Below are 18,720 nucleotides of genomic sequence, written 5' to 3' on the forward strand. Positions count from 1 at the left end.
GGCGGCCCGGCGGACCGGGCCGGTCACTACGATTGCGCATCCACGTTGTATATAAGGAGGGTCGTCGGCCGCGTCGGCTCGGGACCGAGCTTACGAGTTCCTGAAAAGGACACCCACCTCTTTGCCCCGCTGATATCGGGCCCGCCCGGCGCGGCCTCACCCCAGGCGGGGCGAAGCGGGCGATCGAGTCCACCGGTCCGGCTCCCGGATCGCCTGTACCGGCAGATACCTACGGCCCCGCGCACCAAGGACACCCGAGGCGGACCGTGGCGAGAACACCGGTGGCCGCCCCGGGGCCGGCCACCGGTGGAACCATCGCCCCGGAGCACGGTGTGCAAGCAGATGCCCGACCCCATCCCTGCCCCTTTCACCGCCACGCCACGCCGTCCCCGCCACCGCTGTTCGGGGACGGTAGGGCATGATCGTCAGTGCCCTTGTCGCCTTGCCGATCGGAACCGCCATGCCGCGCTGGAGCGCCGCCGACATCCCTGACCAGTCCGGGCGCACCGCCCTGGTGACCGGGGCGGGCGGCGGCCTCGGCCTGCGCGTCGCACTGCACCTGGCGCAACGGGGCTGCCGCGTCCTCATGGCGGTCCGCGACACCACGCGCGGAGAGGCGGCCCTGGACCTGCTGCGCGCCCAGGTGCCCGGTGCGGCGGCCGAACTGGTCGAGGTGGACCTCGCCGACCTGGAATCGGTGCGCAAAGGGGCCGCCGAGGCCGCGGAACGCACCGATGCCCTGGATCTGCTCGTGGACAACGCCGGGGTCATGGCCGTCCCCCGCCGCACTCTCAGCGCCCAGGGCTTCGAGCTGCAACTGGCCACCAACCACCTCGGCCACTTCGCGCTGACCGGCCTGCTCCTGCCGCTGCTGGAGGCGGCTCCGTCGGCGCGGGTGGTGGCGGTGAGCAGCATCATGCACAAGTCCGGGCGCCTCGACTTCACCGACCTCCAGGCAGAGCGCCGCTACAGCCCCATGACCGCCTACAACGCGGCCAAGCTCGCCAACGCCGTCTTCGCCGTCGAGTTCCAGCGCCGTCTGGGCGCGGCGGGCTCCCCGGTGATCGCGGTCGGTGCGCATCCCGGGGTCGCGACCACCGAACTCGGTCGCAAGGGATCCCGCCTGGGCGGGGGCGGGACGCTGGGAGCACTCTTCGACGCCTTCGCCCAAATCGCGGGGCACTCGGCCGAGGCCGGCGCGCTTCCGCTTCTGCGGGCCGCCACCGACCCCGGGGTGCGGGGCGGCGAGTACTACGGCCCCGCCGGCCTCGGCGGCCTGCGCGGTGCCCCCGTCTCGTGCGCCTACCACCGTCGAGCGTACGACCCCGAGACGGGCCGGCGACTGTGGGCGGAGTCGGAACGGCTCACGAACGTCACCTACGATCTGCCCCCGGCCCCGTCCGGGGGACCTGCTGGCCCAAGCTGAACCGAAGTCCTGCCGGACTGTGCCGGGCACAACCCGCAATGCTCGGGGATGCTCCTGAACCTCCAGGCCGCAGACAGCGACCCGCGCTCTTCGCTACGGTTGAGGCGAGGACGTTGCGGCGGCGAAAAGCCAGATCTCATTACGATAACGCCCCGCAAAGTCGCAGGTCGTTAACGGTGAGCCCCGCGCACGCGGGGATGGACCCTCACCGGACGCTGCGGATGACATGGCGCACGAGTGAGCCCCGCGCACGCGGGGATGGACCGCGCAGCTTGTTGTTGACCGCGACCAACCCTCGGTGAGCCCCGCGCACGCGGGGATGGACCGCCCCAGATCGTGTTCATGTCGGGCTCGCGCCCGTGAGCCCCGCGCACGCGGGGATGGACCGGGTGAGCGTCCCGTGTTCCTCGCGGGCGGGATGTGAGCCCCGCGCACGCGGGGATGGACCGCCGGGCCAATGTCTTCGACAATAATGGTCGCGGTGAGCCCCGCGCACGCGGGGATGGACCGCGGTCGGTTGCTGCGGAGTGTTCACAGTTTCGGTGAGCCCCGCGCACGCGGGGATGGACCGAAATCCATGGAGGTGGGTCGGACAGCCGCGGCGTGAGCCCCGCGCACGCGGGGATGGACCGATCAGATCGGCCTCGGCCACGCTCAACCCCACGTGAGCCCCGCGCACGCGGGGATGGACCGCCATTAAGAAGGTCGTCGCCGACCACCCGCACGTGAGCCCCGCGCACGCGGGGATGGACCGGTATCGCTGACGCTTGGGCTTGTTGTCATACTGTGAGCCCCGCGCACGCGGGGATGGACCGGATGCTCATCCGTGCTGACCGTCTCACTCCGCGTGAGCCCCGCGCACGCGGGGATGGACCGCGATCCGGTCCCTGTGGCCCAAGAAAGCCAGGGTGAGCCCCGCGCACGCGGGGATGGACCGATCCTGTGTGGTGCCTCCGGGCCAGGGGTGTTGTGAGCCCCGCGCACGCGGGGATGGACCGCGATCGTGCAGGGCTCCGACGAAAACAACGCGGTGAGCCCCGCGCACGCGGGGATGGACCGGCGACGTTGCCCAGGACGGTGGTGTCCTGGACGTGAGCCCCGCGCACGCGGGGATGGACCGAGGTGGCTGCACCATCCCTGGACGTGGTGGCGGTGAGCCCCGCGCACGCGGGGATGGTCCCTCTGATCGACTCTTGGGACACCACTTCGGATTGTGCTCCCCGCGCACGCGGGGATGGACCCACGGTTGCCAGCAAGGTCGTTACTAGGGTTGGCGGTCCGCTTGCTTCTCTTTTGTTGCGACGTTCGCCTCGTGTGAGGCATCCGTACGGCTTGTTTCGTCGATACCGTTCCTCTCGCTGGCCAGTGCTGGGTGTGACAAAACCCCCGGAGAGGCCCCCGAGGGTTGTCGTCGCTTGCTGTGCGGTTACAGGTGTCCCGTCTTCACCTCGGCAAGGAAGGTGCCCCATGCTCCGGTAGAGACGCCGATGGGTCCGAGGTCTCGGTTCTGGGTGTCGCGCACCAGTACGGTATGCGCGCTTTCAGCGACCTCTACGCAGTGACCGCCGGTCTGGTTGCTGTAGCTGGACTTGTGCCAGGCCAGGTCTGTACTCATGAGAACTCTCCTCGAATCTCTTCGATCAACTTCCGAGACGCTGGCGGGGGTAGCGCCGCGCCACGTAGATCCCCAAAGTGGCGGGTGTATGCCGCTACCACCTTGGCATCATCGATTGCCAGCGCAGACATTCGGGTCTCCATGTAGACGGCTTCACCCCGATCCGGGACTGTGAAGAGTGAGAAGGCTTCGGAAAGCCCCGGAGGGTATTCAGTGCTAAGGGGAATGACCTGCGCGATTACTCGCGATTCTGATGTTGCTTCAAGTAAGCGTGTCAACTGTTGTGCCATCACCTCAGCTCCTCCGACCGGGCGCCGCAAGACCGCTTCGTCAAGGATTTCGACCAAATGAGGGGGGCGACGCTGAGGATGTGAGGTGAGGACGGATTGGCGGCTCATGCGAGCCGAGACCTGTTCTTCGACCTCGTCATCTGTGTAGCTGGGCTGCCCGGCGCGCAGGATTGCCCGTGCGTAGCTTTCCGTCTGTAGCAGTCCTGGTATGAGCATGGGGTTGTACTCACGTAGTTCGGACGCCTGTTGAATCAAGGTTGCCAACCCCCTGAACCAGGCTGCCAGTCCGTTGCCCTTGTTCGCCGCGTGCCACAAGCGGATCAGGGAGCCTTTGCTTGAAAGGGCTTGGTCGATTCGTTCAATATGCTCCAGTTTTGGAGCTTGTACGCCGCGTTCGAAAGCGCTCACCAGGCCGTACGAAATTGAGACCCGGTCGCCGAGTTGACCTTGGGTCAACCCGGCCTGTTCGCGCCATCTCTTCAGTTCTCCACCGAACCCCAACCACTGAGATTTAACTCTTTTTGGCATGCTTCAAGTTTATTCAAAAAACATTGAAAGCACATGGGCTTTTTTGAAGAAAAATTAGGGGTTCAGTTCAAATGCTAGACGCTGTGAGCTGGCTTGGAGAGTCTTGTTGTGAAGCACTGCTTAGCGCTTAAAGGCGGCATTTGTGCCGTTGAGACGTAAGTGGCCCTGTCCAGCGCTCCCAACGCCGGGCAGGGCCTTAAGCCCCCACGACTGGAATGGCCAGGTGGAGACTCTATGGACAAGGTTAGTGCCCGACTCGCCCCTCAACGCCCCTTTGTGCGAACAACCCGGCGGGTGCGCTTCTACGTACGACGCGTGAATGGCTGGGTGGCGTGATGGCGGTGTGCACGGCGGTGTTTCCCGGGGTTCCCGGCAGTGTGGCCGAGGTGCGGCGGTTCGTCGCCGCAGCCCTGGCCACCGCCCCCGAAGCGGTCGTTCCCCCTGAGGTGAGTCAGACCGCTGAGTTGTTGGTCAGTGAGCTTGCGACCAACGCCATCACACATACCCACAGCGGTGATCCAGGAGCGTCTTATGGCGTCGAGGTGCGCGTGGATGCGGGCAGGGTGCGGGTGGAGGTGAAGAACCGTCATCCCCACGACGTGTTGAACCGTCCCCGCGTGCGCACGCCTGAGGCGGACGCCGAACACGGGCGCGGGTTGTTCCTGGTCGCGGTGCTGGCTACCGAGTGGGGCACCACGGCCCACAGGCCGGGCGTGTTCTTCACCCTGGAATGGGTGGTGGGAGTCCCCGAAACCGAGGCGTCGATTCTGACCCGGGCGCGACCGTGCGGGGAGAGAGAAGGGCATTCGGTGGACCGCGCTCGTCCAACGGCCGCACGTCACCGGAAGGAAACTCCGCCCCGTTTGCTCTGTCTGCTGGTGTTGGCGGGTGTGTTGGTGGTGGCGGCGGTGATGCCTGCCCGGCGGGTGGGCCGCCACTGCACAGGTGCTCCCGGTGCCGCGCCGCATGTGCCTGGACCGCAGCCTGTGCCTGTGCGTCAGGCGCGGGTGGTGCCGCGTATTCCGGACTATCCCCGTTTCGCTGAGGTCGCGGAGTCGCATTCGGCTTTGTGGGAGGTGACTTACCGCTATGGCGAGGCCGCGCCTTATGCCGCGCGCAACCGGGTCACCGCCCACGTCGTGGCGGTGTCCGACATCGAACTGTTGGATCACTGCCTGCACGTGTACGAGCCGCCCTCACCGCTGCGCGCCTACACCGCACCGCGCGTGCGCGCCCACGATCTCGGCGCCGAGCAGCGGGCCTTGGACGACCACGCCGGCTCCTCGGACCGCCCCGGCCGGTGAGTGACCGGCCCTCAAGCGAGGGGCCGCGCGTTCGCTCACCCCGACGTGCGGCCCCTCCCACCCCTCGACCACCAGGTGTGCGCCTGCCCTCTCGCGGCGTGTGCCGGTTCTGCCCGAACGGACCTTTCACTCTCATGTCTTGCACTGACCCCGCCCCCACCGGCCCCGACCCGGATACGCCGCTGGAAGGCGTCCACGGCGCCCTCTTGATAAACCACCAGGTCGCGACCCTGTTCGGGGTGGACGCCTCCACCGTGGCCCGGTGGGGAACCCACGGCCTCATCACCTACGTGACCACCCCCGGCGGAGCACGCCGCTACCCCGCAGCGCAGTTCCACGACCTGCTGCGCGAAACCCCGCGCACTAGCCCTGCCAACCACACCGGTCCGCTGGGCCACGCGGACTCTCCCGGTCAGGACACCCCCTGATGGGTGGTGACGTCTCGGGCGCGCTCGTCAAACACCAACGCAACCTGGCCTTGGATGAACCCCACGGCCGCATCCGTGCCTTCGCACCCTCGATCGTGCCCGCGCCCCTGCAAACCGCTACCTACGCCCGCACGGTCCTGACCGCTTCGGGGTTGCTGCGGCCTGAGCATGTGGAAGAGGTCGTGGCGATCCGGATGCGCCGTCAGCGTCTGCTGATCGACGCCGAACACCCCCGTACCTACGTGGTGACCGAGACGGCGCTGCGCCGCCCTATCGGTGGGGTAGAGACCATGACCGAACAACACCTGCTGCTCCTGGCGTTGGCCGAGCTGCCACACGTCACCCTGCGCGTCCTGCCCGAGAAACACGACCCCCCGGTGATCTGGTCGTGTGGGTTCACCATCACCGACAACGCCACCACGGTGGAGGCCATCCCCTTCCCCTTAGCGTTGCCGATCACCGACACCCGCCACTACCTCGCCCACTTCCACGACCTCTTCCACGCCGCCCACCCCTACCGGCTCTGAGCGGGGGATTGGAAGGAGTGTCGTACCGGTTCAACGCAGGTGATCGACGAGTCGCGAGGGGTAATGCGGACGGTTTCCTTCCGCAATCGCTTCCGCCTTTCCCGCGTAGTGGGGGTGTCGTATCTGTTGGAGGTCCCTGCCGCGAAGCCCTGCTTGGCCGCATGTCGTGGGCGTAGTGCCTGGTGGGGGTGGGGGAGTGGTTGGTCTGACAGGGGGTGGGAGTGGGTGGATAATAGGGATGCTGGACGTCTCACCGAAGATCTCATAATGGTAACGGCTCGCAAAGTGCCAGGTCATTAACTGTGAGCCCCGCGCACGCGGGGATGGACCGACGGGCGGCGGCGATGGTGACGCCGGTGTGGGTGAGCCCCGCGCACGCGGGGATGGACCGGTCGGACCGGGGGCCAGGACGGCCCCCCGGGTGTGAGCCCCGCGCACGCGGGGATGGACCGTACAAGCGGCTCCGTCACCGGCTGATCTACGAGTGAGCCCCGCGCACGCGGGGATGGACCGACACCCACGCCCACGGCCCCGACGAGCTCGCGGTGAGCCCCGCGCACGCGGGGATGGACCGATCCGGGTCCACCAAAACATCCCAAACGGCTTGTGAGCCCCGCGCACGCGGGGATGGACCGCGCAGATAGTTGATCGACTTAGCCTTGCCGAGGTGAGCCCCGCGCACGCGGGGATGGACCAAGGCCGCGCTGGGGGCCTCCATGAGCGGGTTTGTGAGCCCCGCGCACGCGGGGATGGACCGAGCAACATGATCGGGGCGATGACGGCCGCGATGTGAGCCCCGCGCACGCGGGGATGGACCGCTTCGCACCGGGGTCACTCGCCAAAGTCAAACGTGAGCCCCGCGCACGCGGGGATGGACCGTCCATGTGGTCCGGCTACGTCGGAGGCGTCAGTGAGCCCCGCGCACGCGGGGATGGACCGGACCTCAATTCTTCGCCCTCCAGGACACGTCGGTGAGCCCCGCGCACGCGGGGATGGACCGGGACGTCAGCAGGTAGCTTCCTGGGAGCAGGAGTGAGCCCCGCGCACGCGGGGATGGACCCCCTCCGGTCCATCCCCTCCGTAGCCACCGGCTACGGCCCCACCTGCACCCGCAAAGTCCGAAACGCCGTCAAGGCCGCCATCGTCTCCCAGTTCAAGCCGACCGCCGTGACCAAAGCCCGCGAGCTCATCGAGAAGGGAGACATCGTTGCCATCCGAGCCCCACACAGGTGAACCGGGCGCAGTCGTTGGTGTTGCCGCCCGTGATGACCAAGCCGAGCGGGCGGCCCCGACCGTCGCAGGCCAGGTGGACCTTGCTGGTCAGGCCGCCTCTGGACCGGCCGAGGGCCGGGGCGCGGAGCCCCTTTTTCGGGCCCCGGCCGCATGCCGGTGGGCACGGACGACGGTGGAGTCCACGGACACCAGCCAGTCGATGTCGCCCGCCGTGTCCGCCTCGGCCTGGGCGGTCCGCAGCATCCGGTCAACCGTTCCGTCCGCCGCCCACCTGCGAAAACGAGTGTGGAGTGTGGCCCACGTCCCGTATCGCTCGGGCACGTCGCGCCAGGCCGTCCCGGTGCGGAACCCAGGCAATGGCCGCCGTGTTCAAGGAACGAGGCGCGGTCGTCATGACCTGCCGCAGGCGCGGCTTTTCAGTCTTGCGCCTGCCCGGAGTGCTCAGCTGACGGCGACAGGAGTTCAGCCACCAGCTCGGTGACCCGTCGGCGGATCTCGTCACGGATCGGACGCACCGCCGCAACACCCTTCCCCGCAGGGTCGGTCAACTCCCAGTCCAGGTACGTCGTCCCGGGAAAGAACGGGCAGGAATCACCACAGCCCATCGTGATAACCACGTCAGAACTCTGTACCGCGTCCGCCGTCAGGATCTTCGGAACGGCGGCGCTCAGGTCGATACCGATTTCGGCCATCGCTTCAACCGCAGCCGGATTGACGGTGTCGGCCGGTGCCGACCCGGCAGAGCGAACTTCGATGCGTTCCCCGGCCAGATGCTCAAGGAACGCCGCAGCCATCTGTGAGCGGCCGGCGTTGTGTACGCACACGAACAGCACCGATGGCGTGGATTCAGACATGAACAGGGCCTTTCTCGGGGAAGAAACGGCGTGCCCCCAGCGCCACGTACACAAGGCCGATGAGGAGGGGGACTTCAATCAGCGGGCCGACCACTCCGGCCAACGCCTGCCCCGAGGTGGCGCCGAAAGTGGTGATGGCCACCGCGATCGCCAATTCGAAGTTGTTGCCCGCAGCCGTGAACGCCAGCGTCACCGAGCGCGCGTATCCCATCCCCAGTGCCCGGCCCAGGGCCAGGGACCCCGCCCACATCACCAGGAAGTAGACCAGCAGCGGCAACGCGATGCGCGCGACGTCGAAGGGCCGCGACGTGATGGCCTCGCCTTGCAGGGCGAAGAGCAGCACAACGGTGAACAGCAACCCGTACAGCGCGAGCGGCCCCAGGCGCGGGAGCAGCCGCGTCTCGTACCAGGTGCGGCCCCGGGCCCTCTCGCCCAGACGCCGGGTCAAGAACCCCGCCAGCAGTGGTACGCCGAGAAAGACCAGCACCGAACCGGCGATTGTGGCCACCGACACGTCCAACGCGGCTTGTTCAAGCCCCAACCATCCCGGCAGCACCGACAGGTAGAACCAACCCAGCAGACCGAACGCCACTACCTGGAACAGCGAGTTGAGAGCCACCAGCACGGCCGCTGCCTCCCGGTCGCCGCACGCCAGATCGTTCCAGATGATCACCATCGCGATGCACCGGGCCAGCCCGACGATGATCAACCCCGTCCGGTACTCCGGAAGGTCGGGCAGGAACAGCCACGCCAGGGCGAACATCACCGCGGGCCCGACCAGCCAGTTCACGACCAGGGACGAAACCAGCAGCCGCCGGTCACCGGTGACCGCCCCCAACCGGTCGTATCGGACTTTGGCCAGTGCCGGGTACATCATCACCAGCAGCCCCACCGCGATCGGCAGTGAGACTCCGGCGACGTCCGCCCCGGCCAGCGCCTCACCGACGCCGGGAAACACCCGCCCCAGCGCCAGGCCAACAGCCATCGCAACCAAGATCCACACCGTCAGGAACCGGTCGAGCACTCCCAGCCGCCCCGCGACCGCCGAAGCCCCCTGCGCGGGTGGGGCGGTCACGAAGCTTCCTCCGTCGACACGTCCGCCCGCTGTGCGGCGGGACGGGCCAAGAGAGCGGCCAACCGGTCGGTCATGGCGGGGAGCAGCCGGTAGTACACCCACGTCCCCCGCCGCTCCGAGGCGATCAGCCCGGCTTCGCGCAACAACTTCAAGTGGTGCGAGATCGTGGGCTGCGACAGGTCGAAGGCGGGGGTCAGGTCGCACACGCACACCTCACCCCCAGACCGCGAAGCGATCATCGACAGCAACCGCAGCCGCACCGGATCACCCAACGCCTTGAAGACCCGCGCCAACTCCACGGCCTGCTCCTCGCCCAGGGGAGCCCCCAGCAGAGCCGGGCAACACTCAGGGGCTAGCCGGCCCGGGAATGCCTCGGGCACCCCACCCTCTTGTTTCGACATTCTTCTATGTTGACAAACTTCGATCCAGTGCGCAACTTTAGATAGACAAACATCGATGCAATCGAATCGAGGAGACGCCCGTGTCCCGTGTCCAACTCGCTCTCAACGTCGCCGATCTGGAAGAATCCGTCGTTTTCTACTCCAAGCTGTTCGGCGTCGAACCTGCCAAACGTCGCCCCGGATACGCCAACTTCGCTATCACTGAGCCCCCGCTCAAACTCGTTTTGATCGAGGGCGAGCCTGGGCAGGGCACCCGCCTTGACCACCTCGGAATCGAGGTCGACCACACGGACCAGGTCGGGGCCGCGACAACCCGGCTCAAAGACGCGGGCCTGGCCACGTTCGAGGAGAACGACACCTCCTGCTGCTACGCGCTTCAGGACAAGGTCTGGGTTCACGGCCCCGGCAGAGAGCCCTGGGAGGTCTATGTGGTGAAGGGCGACACCAGCCAGATGGGCAAGAACATCGACGCCATCACTGCCCAGGCCACCGCCTCGAACACTCCTGTCGCGGACAACGGGAGCTGCTGCACTTCAAGCTGACCCGTCATCACCGATGCAAGGTGTCCGGCGCGGGTGGTCAAGTCCGTGTCGGGCACCGGTCGAATGCGCCATCCACCTTGTGGGACCCGCTCGCGACAAGGGGGCGGGGCCCGGACCTGTCCCCCAGCCAGCAAGAGCGCGAGGGTAGACCCCCGCCCCCCTTGCCGCCGCCACCCCACACCCGCATCGGGTGCCCCGGGCCGTGGTTTCGAGAGCAGCGGCCCGAGTCAGCCGACGACGTCGAGAACCTGCTTCTGGACGCCGTTGGCGTACACCTCGTGCTCGACGAGGGAGAGCGTGGTCAAGTCCTTGTCGGTGCTGCTGAACAAACGCTTGCCCGCGCCCAACAACAGTGGGAAGACGAGCAGGTGGTAACGGTCGACCAAGCCGGCGTCGGCGAGGGAGCGGGCCAAGGTCGCGCTGCCGTTGACGATGACGGGCTTGCCCTCGGTCGCCTTGAGGGCGGCGACGTCGTCGAGCGAACGCAGGACGGTGGCGGGCCAGCGCGAATCCTGCTCGGTGAGGGTGGTGGAGACGACGTAGCGGGGCATCGCGTTGTATCCGGCGAACTCCTCGGTCATCGAGGGCCACACCGGCGCGAACGCCTCGTAGCTGCTGCGCCCCAACAGCAGTGCTCCGGCCTCGCGCTGTTCCCGGGCCTTGATCTCATAGGCGGCCTCGTCCATGGGGACGGCGTTGAAGGTCCATCCGGCGTTGCGGTAACCGGGTTCACCCCCAGGGGCCTCCATCACGCCGTCCAGGGACACGAACGCGGTGACGATCAAGGTGCGCAACGAAGACACTTCATTTCTTGGGCAGGACGACGGTGGAGACATCCTCTCAACGGGGTCCGACAAACCTGGAGCGGCGCGTGGACGTGTCCGCGGTTGCGTCGGCCCCGCGGCGAACCCGGCCGGCACCACGTGTGTCTCATCGGCAGACTCTTCCCTGACCGCAGGGGACCGCCGAAACCCGGACCGATCCTTTCCGGAGGCCAAGCCGGCCTGCGTCGCTTGCGCTGTCCATGTGGCGAGATCGGCCACGGTTGACAAGCGTTCGTCCTCGCCGAGGTCGCCGTTGGCGATCGGTTCGCGGTAGCGGTCCGCGATCTGCGCAGGGCGCACGCGGCCCGTCGTGTGCTGTCACCGCCTACGAGGTCTGCGGACGCTCCGCATCCCTGCCCGGGGCACCCGAGGCCGTGGCGGCGCCGAAGACGTGGAGGGCGCAGGCCCGGCTGACCTCTGCGGCGGGGGTGATCACCGCGACATCGTCCCGGAACTCCCTCGGATAGGGCCCCGGCAAGGCGTCCGTGCTTCCCGGGCGCGAGCGCGGTCACCGCCTATCGGGAGCCGCCCCGGCCTTCGGCAGGCCCGGGTGATCAAAAGGTTCGTGGTGTCGTGGGCGTCCCGGCGGGGCCGTCTTGTAGAAGGGGACCTCGACTGGCACACAGCCCACATGTCAAGGTAAGGTTTACAAGTGCAAGAAGATTTGACAGGCGCAATGCAAGCGTTGAAGGCACGCATGGAGGCGTTCCTCGCGTCACGTGTCCTGACCAGGGGCGACGACTGGGTCGACTCGATAGGACACGCCGTGAACATCCGTGCGGCTGCCGATGACGTCGTGCGTGCTGTCGTGCAGCAGGCGCGCCAGGACGGCGTTACGTGGCAAGTCGTCGGCGATGCGCTCGGCGTGAGCCGGCAAGCGGCGTTCCAGCGCTATGGGAAGCCGACCGATCCACGAACAGGAGAACCAATGAACACCACACCACTGCCGGGCGTCGCCGAACTGGCCGCCTCGGTGATCCGCGACCTCGCGTCCGGACAATGGCCGCGTGTCGCCGAGCGGTTCGATCCGGCCATGCGCGACGGCCTGTCGGAGGACGCGCTCGCCGCAGCGTGGGCGCAGATCGTCGGCCTGTCCGGAGCTTTCGAGGGACAGGGGGAACCGGAGATCGCCCGGGCCGGCGATGTGACGGTCACGAACACGCCGCTCTCGTTGGAGGCCGGCGACTACACGGCACGAATCACCTTCCGCGACGACCGCACCATCGCCGGCCTCTACATCTTCGAGGAGAAGACACCGTGACCGTCGAATCCCCGGGCGGGCCGGACACGTCCATGACCCCGGGCAGACCCCGCATGAGCCGTCGCGACCTGCGGTCCGTCGGCGTGTTCGTCGCCATCGCGTTCGCGCTCTCCTGGCTGGTCGCGCTCCCGCTCTGGTTCGGTGACGGGCTCGCCACCCCCTGGTTCCCCCTCGTGGCCATGGCCGTGATGGCGACCCCCGCGATCGCCGCCCTCGTCGTGGTGTTCTTCGTGGAACGGCCGCAGCAAAAGGCGTGGACGCTCGGGCTGTGGCCGTTGAGGCCGGTCCTGAGACTGCTCGGCTACTCCGCGCTGGGGATCGTCGTGTCCATCGCCCTCGTCCTGGTGGCGCTTCCGGTCGGCGCGCTGCTGGGGGTCTACCCGGCCGATTTCGTGAACTTCTCCGCGTTCCAGCAGACCCTGAACGCGCAAACGGGAGCGGCCGGCCTCCCCTTGTCGATCGGCGTGCTCGTCGCCCTCCAGGTCCTCCTGCTCCCCATGGCGGCGTTCATCAACCTCGTCCCGGCGCTCGGGGAGGAACTCGGGTGGCGCGGGTGGCTGCTCCCGAAACTGATGCCGCTCGGTACGCCCACGGCCCTCCTGGCCATGGGCGTGGTCTGGGGCCTGTGGCACGCTCCGCTCATCCTCCTCGGATACAACTACCCGGATGCGCCGGGCTGGCTCGCCCTGACCGCGATGGTCGGCATGTGCATCCCGATCGGCGCGGTCTTCGGTTGGCTGCGGCTCCGGTCGGGATCCGTGTGGCCGGCGGCCCTCGCCCACGCCGCGTTCAACGGGGCCGGTGGGACCTACCTCCTTTTCGCACAGGCGGGAGAGCACATCGACACCACGCAGGCGACGATCCTCGGCTGGAGCGGGTGGATCGTGCCGCTCGTGTTCGTCGCGGCCCTCGTCGCCATGGGGGAGTTCACCCCCGCGAAGCACCCCTCCGGCCCGGCGTCGAAGTAACCGGAGCATGACCGGGGCGCCGGCACAGCAGGTGAACGGTCGGCCCCTGGTCCGCGCAGGACCGCACGACGAAGAAAGAAGGAGAGTCCTCATGAGCCGCAACCGAGTCACCGTGACCGACGGCCACCTGGTGGTCGAGCCGCTGGGCCTGGACAAGGCGTGGTCGTTCACGCGCCGCCTCCAGATCCCCCTCGCGCATGTGAGAGGCGCGTCCTTCGACCCGGACGTAATGCACGAACCCAAGGGGGTGCGCGCTCCCGGCCTCCACCTCCCCGGCAAACTGTCGGGCACTTTCCACGCCAAAGGAAAGAAGAACTTCTGGAACGTCTCCGGGGACGGACCCGCCATCGTCGTCGGGCTCGACTCCACCGAACGCTTCGACCGCCTCATCCTCACGGTCGACGACCCGGCCGAGGTCATCGATACCATCAACAGCGCCCTCGGCGCCCGCTGATCACCACGGTGAGGCCAGAGGGGCAGCGCCCCGGCCCGTCGAAGGCCCACACTCGCATCGGACGCCGCCTCTGCCCCAGATCTCTGCGTGGCGATGGGACCGGGGGAGCGGCCCCCGCGGCCGGAGGGGGTGGCGAGTCGTCAACCGGCTCCCCACCCCCCGGCGGTCAACGCCCGGCGTCTTCTTGAGGCTCGGTCCTCGACCTGCCCGGGATGAGCTTGAGGCCGATGACCGAGGCGATGATCCCGGCGATGAACACGACCTTGCCCACCGAGACGCTTTCGGTTCCGGTGGCCATCGCGTAGGTCACGGTCAGCGCGGCGCCGATGCCGACCCACACCGCGTAGGCGGTGCCGATGGGAATGTGCTTCACCGCCCACCCCAGGCCGAGCATGCTCACGGCCAAGGCGCCGAGGAACACGAGGGTCGGGCCCGTCTCGGTGAACCCGTTCGACATGCCCAGGGCCGTGGCCCAGACGGCTTCGAAAACGGCGCTGACCAGCAGAACGATCCACGGCATGTCAGCTCACCACCTTGAGGCCGACGACGGAGCCGACCAGCAGGAGCAGGAGCAGCGCCCGCGCCAGGGTCGCCCTTTCCTGGCCGGTGACAAATCCCCACACCACGGTCAGGGTCGCGCCGATGCCGACCCAGACCGCATAGGCCGTGCCGGTGGGAAGGTCGAGCATCGCGTAGGCCAGACCTGCCAGGCTCAGCGGCAGGGCGACGAAGAAGAGAACGGTGGGACGCCACCGTTTGAACCCTTGGGAGGCCGAGAGCGCTACGGCCCACACCGCCTCCAACATGCCCGAGGCGACGAGCAGGAACCACGACATGACAGAACTCCTCATGAGTCAGTCTTGTCGTGGTGCGGGTACTGCTCCCTCGTCCGCGGGCCCACGTGCCGGGCCCCACCGGTGACTGTACAACACCAGGTCAGCACAATGCTGTGACGTCGATCTCCATGCGGTGCCTCCCGGCCTCGCCATCCGGCGGTGTTGCACCCGCCTTCACCGGACAGGCCGCCCGCCACCGCCCTGCTTCGCCGCCGATTCCGGTCGCGCTTGCCGAAAGGGCGCGCCGACACGGTTCGACCCGCCCCCGAGGGGGCGAACGGTGACTACCTAGACTCCGTTCATGACGACCCCCCGTACGCGCGAGTTGTATCTGACGATGGCGGCAGCGGGCATTCCCCGTTCCTCGGTGGAACTGGTGCGGTCGGCCCAGGAGGCCGGCTGGAACGTGACCGTTCTGTGCACGCCGGACGGGACCCGGTTCCACGACCTCGAAGCCATCGAGGACCTCACCGGTGAACCGGTGCGGGTGGCCTACCGCGCCCCGGGGACGGGCAAGAGCCTGCCGCCCCCCGATGCTCTCCTGGCCTGCCCGTTCACTTTCAACTCGGTGAACAAGTTCGCCAACGGCATCGCCGACAACTTCGTCGTTTCCCTGATGTGCGAGATGGCCGGGTACGGGGTGCCGATGCTGGTCGTGCCCAATGTCGGCCCCCAGTTGGCGCGCCACCCCGCCTTCTCGGCCAGCCTCGCCACTTTGGGACGAATGGGGGTGGACGTGTTCTTCGACGCCGATGCCCCGCAGGGCGAACGCCTGCCGTCCTGGGAGCGCGTGATCGAACGCCTTGGCCGGCTCGGCGCCGGTGAAGCTGGAGCGGGGTGACTTCGACGGCACCGTTTCAGGGGTTCCCGTCGGCATCGTCGCCCAGGGTTTCGTGCTTGCCTTCAGGCCGTTCGAGCCCTCTTCCCCGGCAGGCTTTATCCGCCGTGTTCTCCGATGGGAATCGGCCCGGTAGTCGGAGTCGGGTTTCACCTGCCTGGTCGATTTGCATCGATCCCGTAGTGGAGTAAAGAAAGCGTGCTTTCGTGTCGAATTTTCTTTTCTCGACAAGTGAATGAAATGGGGGTTGCCCGCTGGTAGAGTCCCAGGTCATTAAGGGTGCTCCCCGCGCACGCGGGGATGGTCCGCAGAGGCAGGCTCCTCCGCCTGCGAGGATGTTGTGCTCCCCGCGCACGCGGGGATGGTCCCCGATCCGCGGCGTGGCCAGGGGCGGGGTCGTGGTGCTCCCCGCGCACGCGGGGATGGTCCCTCCGCGATATCGAACCCCGTCTCCTCAGCCGGGTGCTCCCCGCGCACGCGGGGATGGTCCGAAACAGGCGGCGAGCCGTCCGGTATCTCCGGGGTGCTCCCCGCGCACGCGGGGATGGTCCCCTCGCCGCCCGCTAACCCCCTGCATCTATCTCGTGCTCCCCGCGCACGCGGGGGTGGTCTGGGCCGGAGCGCGAACTCCGGCCCTCACAAGTGGTGCTCCCCGCGCGCGACTCAGTTCAGCTTCCGGTCGACGCCAGCACCTCGCTCAGGGCCGCTTCGAGAATGTCGACGCCCGTATGGAGGTCGGCGGCCTCGATCGTCAGCGGCGGGGCGATGCGGAAGATCCCGCCCATGCCGGGCAGCTGCACGATGTTCATGTGGAGCCCCCGCTCCAGGCAGGCGCTCGTCACCGCCTGGCCGAGCCGGTCGGCCGGTGACCTGCTCGCCTTGTCCGTCACCAGTTCGATGCCCTGGAGCAGGCCACGGCCGCGCACGTCGCCGACCACGTCGAAACGGTCGCGCAGGTCCAGCAACCGCTCCGACAGCTCCTTGCCGAGTGACTGCGCTCGGTGCACCAGCGAATCCCGCTCCAGGACGTCCAGCACGGTCAGCGCCACGGAAGCCGCGAGCGGGTCCGAGACATGGGTGGTGAAGAAGAGGAAACCGCGGTCGTGGCACACCTGCTCGATCTCCGCCGACGTCATCACCGCGGCGACGGGCAGCCCGGCACCGAGGGTCTTCGACAGGGTGAGTAGGTCCGGGACGACGCCGTCGTGCTCGAACGCGTACATGGTCCCGGTGCGCCCGAGGGCGGTCTGCGCCTCGTCGGCGATCAGCAGCATCCCCCGTGCCGCGCAATGCTCCTTCAGCCGGGCGAGGTACCCCTCGGGAAGCTCGATGATCCCGCCGGAGGACAGGATCGGCTCGATCAAGCACGCCGCGAGGCTGCCGGACGACTGCTGGTCGACGAGCCGGAACCCGTAGTCGAGTTCGGTCTCCCAGTCGTAGGAGCCGTCCGCGTGCCTGAACGGCGAACGGTAGGCGTTGGGCGTGGGCAGGGTGAGGTTGCCCGGCATCGGGGGGCCGTAGCCGCGCCGGCCGGCCGAGAAGGTGGCCGCGGCCGCGCCGGAGGTCATCCCGTGCCACGAGCGGTCGAAGGCCACGATCTCGTAATTGCCCGTATACAGCTTGGCCATCTTGATGGCGGCCTCGTTCGACTCCGCCCCCGTGCTGAGGAGCAGCATGCGGCTCAGGGAGTCCGGAAGGGAATCGGAGAGCCGCGCGGCGAGCTCGACCACGGGGCGGCTCAGCATCCCGGAGTAGAGGTGGTCGAGGGTCCCCACGGCTTCGGCGACCGTCCGGACGACGTCGGGATGCGAGTGGCCCAGCAGCGCACTCATCTGCCCGGAGGTGAAGTCCAGGATCGCTCTTCCGTCGGCGTCGTACACGTACGGGCCGGCGGCACGCTCGATGACGCGCGGGGTGAAGGGGACCCCGTATCTGATCAAGTGGTCGGTGGCGTGCTGCCAGAACCTCTGGTCCATCTTTGCTCCCGTCTCGGCGCCACGCGGTGAACCTCATTTGTTTGGCCTATTGAACTAGGCCGAACAAATGGGGGTCAAGACCGTTTGGGCCTAGCAAAATATCGGGCCACGAGCGCGGACACGGGGATAGCTACAATAGGTCGATCGCGTTCGGCGGAGGGGGAAGTGGGAACCGGTGGACAACATACAGCTGGTCCGTCACTCCGACGTGCCCGTCTACCGCCAGATCGTCACCCAGCTGTCGTTCATGATCGAGGCGGGCGATCTGACTGCGGGGCAGGCGCTTCCCAGTGCCCGGCTGCTGGCCGACAACCTGCACATCAATCGCAACACCGTGGCCCGCGCCTACCTGGAGCTGAGCAAGATTGGCCTAGTCGAAGGCCGTGGGCGCAGTGGGACGATCGTGGTGGGCCCCGACCCCGCGCGGGAGGGCTCGCCGGCCCGCGACCGGGCCCGAACGGTCTTGGAGGCGGCAACCAGGGAATGCATCGACCTCGGCCTGTCCGTCGCCGAGATCCAGACGCTCGTGACGAGCCTCGCCCTGCGCGCCGAGGAGGACCTCCTCAAGGTCTCCTTCGTCGAGTGCAACGCCGACCGGGCATGGTACTTCGCGAGCGAACTCGAAGAACACATCGGCCTCGCGGTGAAACCGCTCGTGCTCGGGGAGTTCGAACCAGAAGGCGAACAGGCCGATCTCGTCCTGACCACGTTCTTCCACCTGGCCGAGGTCCGCGGGCTATGGCGCCGCACGGACACCGACGTCGTCGCGATCGTCGTCGCACCCCACGTGCAGACGCTGGTCCGGATCGCCTCGGTCGCCAAGGATCGAACGGTCGGCATCTGGTACTCCACCGACGAACAGGCCCTCAGCATCCAGGACTCGCTGGTGCAGTCGGGGATCACCAACATCACGGTCCTCCACGGCACCGGTGACGAGGACATCGAAGGCACCGACCTCGTCGTGATCCCCAGCGAGATGCCCCAGCTGAAGTCCCGCCTCGACGGACGGGTCGACGTCATCGAGTTCGGCAACGTGCTGGACACCGCGTCGATCCGCATGGTGGCCGAGGTCGTCGGCGACATGCAGGCCGCCAAGCGCAGCGGCGCGTACGGCTCGCTCGCGTGACGCGGCGGACCTGACGGCCGCGTGCCCGACCGCCCCTGGTCCCGCGGGGTCCCCGCCGTCGTCGAGCGACGGTCCGCGCGGTGGAGCCGGAGGGTCCGTTTGCACGGGGGAACGGCTGGACCGTGTCCCGAATCCGCAGGCGGCACACGGTAGGGCGGCCGACCCCTCCTGTCCTGAGGCCCGCCCCGCCGGGAGAACCCGCCCCCGACCGGGT

Annotated in this window: 19 protein-coding genes, 1 pseudogene, 3 CRISPR repeat arrays and 1 riboswitch; of the genes and pseudogenes, 10 read left to right on the top strand and 10 right to left on the bottom strand. The window is 67.9% G+C overall.

Features of this window, described 5'->3' with window-relative positions:
- Positions 1–418 precede the first annotated feature (418 nt).
- Positions 419–1,426: an oxidoreductase gene (locus QSJ59_RS22900; RefSeq protein WP_285761820.1), complete on the top strand. Its 1,008-nt coding sequence runs from the start codon at positions 419–421 to the stop codon at positions 1,424–1,426.
- Positions 1,427–1,602: 176 nt separating this feature from the next.
- Positions 1,603–2,668: a CRISPR direct-repeat array (repeat unit 29 nt; unit sequence GTGAGCCCCGCGCACGCGGGGATGGACCG).
- Between the two features lie 184 nt (positions 2,669–2,852).
- On the opposite strand, the gene QSJ59_RS22905 is transcribed toward QSJ59_RS22900, so the two are convergent.
- Both QSJ59_RS22905 and QSJ59_RS22910 read right to left on the bottom strand, forming a co-directional pair.
- Positions 2,853–3,041, bottom strand: a complete 189-nt coding sequence (locus tag QSJ59_RS22905) for a DUF397 domain-containing protein (protein WP_285761821.1) — start codon at positions 3,039–3,041, stop codon at positions 2,853–2,855.
- Positions 3,038–3,859 (bottom strand): helix-turn-helix domain-containing protein, encoded by an 822-nt coding sequence (locus QSJ59_RS22910; protein ID WP_285761822.1) that lies wholly within the window; start codon positions 3,857–3,859, stop codon positions 3,038–3,040. Before QSJ59_RS22910 ends, QSJ59_RS22905 begins: the two co-directional genes overlap by 4 nt.
- Before the next feature lie 335 nt (positions 3,860–4,194).
- Between QSJ59_RS22910 and QSJ59_RS22915 the strand changes: the two genes are divergently transcribed.
- The 3 genes from QSJ59_RS22915 (at position 4,195) to QSJ59_RS22925 (ending at position 6,118) form a co-directional block, all read left to right on the top strand.
- Positions 4,195–5,163 carry an ATP-binding protein gene (locus QSJ59_RS22915; protein WP_285761823.1) on the top strand — a complete coding sequence of 323 codons (969 nt, stop codon included), beginning with the start codon at positions 4,195–4,197 and terminating at the stop codon, positions 5,161–5,163.
- A gap of 134 nt (positions 5,164–5,297) precedes the next feature.
- The gene (locus QSJ59_RS22920; RefSeq protein ID WP_285761824.1) at positions 5,298–5,591 is read left to right on the top strand and encodes a hypothetical protein; all 294 of its coding nucleotides are present in this window, start codon (positions 5,298–5,300) and stop codon (positions 5,589–5,591) included.
- Entirely contained in the window at positions 5,591–6,118 is a 528-nt protein-coding gene (locus tag QSJ59_RS22925; protein WP_285761825.1) for a DUF5753 domain-containing protein, read from the top strand. The genes QSJ59_RS22920 and QSJ59_RS22925 overlap by 1 nt, the downstream gene beginning before the upstream one ends.
- A 302-nt stretch (positions 6,119–6,420) precedes the next feature.
- A CRISPR array of direct repeats spans positions 6,421–7,179; the repeat unit is 29 nt; unit sequence GTGAGCCCCGCGCACGCGGGGATGGACCG.
- A gap of 128 nt (positions 7,180–7,307) precedes the next feature.
- Here QSJ59_RS22925 and QSJ59_RS24345 read toward each other — a convergent pair.
- The 4 genes and pseudogenes from QSJ59_RS24345 to QSJ59_RS22945 all read right to left on the bottom strand — a co-directional run.
- A pseudogene (locus tag QSJ59_RS24345) lies at positions 7,308–7,693 on the bottom strand (IS5 family transposase); the annotation flags it as partial.
- A 74-nt stretch (positions 7,694–7,767) separates the two neighbouring features.
- Positions 7,768–8,205, bottom strand: coding sequence for an arsenate reductase ArsC (locus QSJ59_RS22935; protein ID WP_285761826.1), 438 nt, complete (start codon positions 8,203–8,205; stop codon positions 7,768–7,770).
- The gene (arsB, locus tag QSJ59_RS22940; RefSeq protein WP_285761827.1) at positions 8,198–9,280 is read right to left on the bottom strand and encodes an ACR3 family arsenite efflux transporter; all 1,083 of its coding nucleotides are present in this window, start codon (positions 9,278–9,280) and stop codon (positions 8,198–8,200) included. The genes QSJ59_RS22935 and arsB overlap by 8 nt, the downstream gene beginning before the upstream one ends.
- Positions 9,277–9,681 carry an ArsR/SmtB family transcription factor gene (locus tag QSJ59_RS22945; RefSeq protein WP_285761828.1) on the bottom strand — a complete coding sequence of 135 codons (405 nt, stop codon included), beginning with the start codon at positions 9,679–9,681 and terminating at the stop codon, positions 9,277–9,279. The genes arsB and QSJ59_RS22945 overlap by 4 nt, the downstream gene beginning before the upstream one ends.
- 80 nt (positions 9,682–9,761) lie before the next feature.
- Here QSJ59_RS22945 and QSJ59_RS22950 point away from each other — a divergent pair, with 80 nt between their 5' ends.
- Positions 9,762–10,223, top strand: coding sequence for an ArsI/CadI family heavy metal resistance metalloenzyme (locus QSJ59_RS22950; protein WP_285761829.1), 462 nt, complete (start codon positions 9,762–9,764; stop codon positions 10,221–10,223).
- A gap of 227 nt (positions 10,224–10,450) precedes the next feature.
- Here QSJ59_RS22950 and QSJ59_RS22955 read toward each other — a convergent pair whose 3' ends face one another.
- A complete protein-coding gene (locus QSJ59_RS22955; RefSeq protein WP_285761830.1) occupies positions 10,451–11,017 on the bottom strand; it encodes a dihydrofolate reductase family protein in 567 nt (188 codons plus the stop codon).
- Between the two features lie 727 nt (positions 11,018–11,744).
- Between QSJ59_RS22955 and QSJ59_RS22960 the strand changes: the two genes are divergently transcribed.
- From QSJ59_RS22960 to QSJ59_RS22970, 3 genes are all read left to right on the top strand, one after another.
- Positions 11,745–12,308 carry a DUF3887 domain-containing protein gene (locus tag QSJ59_RS22960; RefSeq protein ID WP_285761886.1) on the top strand — a complete coding sequence of 188 codons (564 nt, stop codon included), beginning with the start codon at positions 11,745–11,747 and terminating at the stop codon, positions 12,306–12,308.
- A gap of 53 nt (positions 12,309–12,361) precedes the next feature.
- Positions 12,362–13,276, top strand: coding sequence for a CPBP family intramembrane glutamic endopeptidase (locus QSJ59_RS22965; protein WP_285761887.1), 915 nt, complete (start codon positions 12,362–12,364; stop codon positions 13,274–13,276).
- Positions 13,277–13,367: 91 nt separating this feature from the next.
- Positions 13,368–13,730, top strand: coding sequence for a hypothetical protein (locus QSJ59_RS22970; RefSeq protein WP_285761831.1), 363 nt, complete (start codon positions 13,368–13,370; stop codon positions 13,728–13,730).
- A gap of 166 nt (positions 13,731–13,896) precedes the next feature.
- On the opposite strand, the gene QSJ59_RS22975 is transcribed toward QSJ59_RS22970, so the two are convergent.
- Complete coding sequence (locus QSJ59_RS22975) at positions 13,897–14,250, bottom strand: DMT family transporter (protein ID WP_285761832.1); 354 nt, start codon at positions 14,248–14,250, stop codon at positions 13,897–13,899.
- A 1-nt stretch (position 14,251) separates the two neighbouring features.
- The gene (locus tag QSJ59_RS22980) at positions 14,252–14,566 is read right to left on the bottom strand and encodes a DMT family transporter (RefSeq protein ID WP_285761833.1); all 315 of its coding nucleotides are present in this window, start codon (positions 14,564–14,566) and stop codon (positions 14,252–14,254) included.
- Positions 14,567–14,578: 12 nt separating this feature from the next.
- Positions 14,579–14,645: riboswitch (guanidine-III (ykkC-III) riboswitch) on the bottom strand.
- Positions 14,646–14,867: 222 nt separating this feature from the next.
- Here QSJ59_RS22980 and QSJ59_RS22985 point away from each other — a divergent pair.
- Complete coding sequence (locus tag QSJ59_RS22985) at positions 14,868–15,407, top strand: flavoprotein (protein WP_285761834.1); 540 nt, start codon at positions 14,868–14,870, stop codon at positions 15,405–15,407.
- A gap of 276 nt (positions 15,408–15,683) precedes the next feature.
- Positions 15,684–16,016: direct repeats of the CRISPR family, unit length 28 nt; unit sequence GTGCTCCCCGCGCACGCGGGGATGGTCC.
- 56 nt (positions 16,017–16,072) lie between these two features.
- Here the strand turns inward: QSJ59_RS22985 and QSJ59_RS22990 are convergent.
- Entirely contained in the window at positions 16,073–17,380 is a 1,308-nt protein-coding gene (locus tag QSJ59_RS22990; protein WP_285761835.1) for an aspartate aminotransferase family protein, read from the bottom strand.
- 175 nt (positions 17,381–17,555) lie between these two features.
- Between QSJ59_RS22990 and QSJ59_RS22995 the strand changes: the two genes are divergently transcribed.
- Positions 17,556–18,506: a GntR family transcriptional regulator gene (locus tag QSJ59_RS22995; protein ID WP_285761836.1), complete on the top strand. Its 951-nt coding sequence runs from the start codon at positions 17,556–17,558 to the stop codon at positions 18,504–18,506.
- Positions 18,507–18,720: the final 214 nt, after the last annotated feature.

It is taken from the genome of Nocardiopsis ansamitocini (assembly GCF_030268225.1).
Taxonomy (GTDB): Bacteria; Actinomycetota; Actinomycetes; order Streptosporangiales; family Streptosporangiaceae; genus Nocardiopsis_D; species Nocardiopsis_D ansamitocini.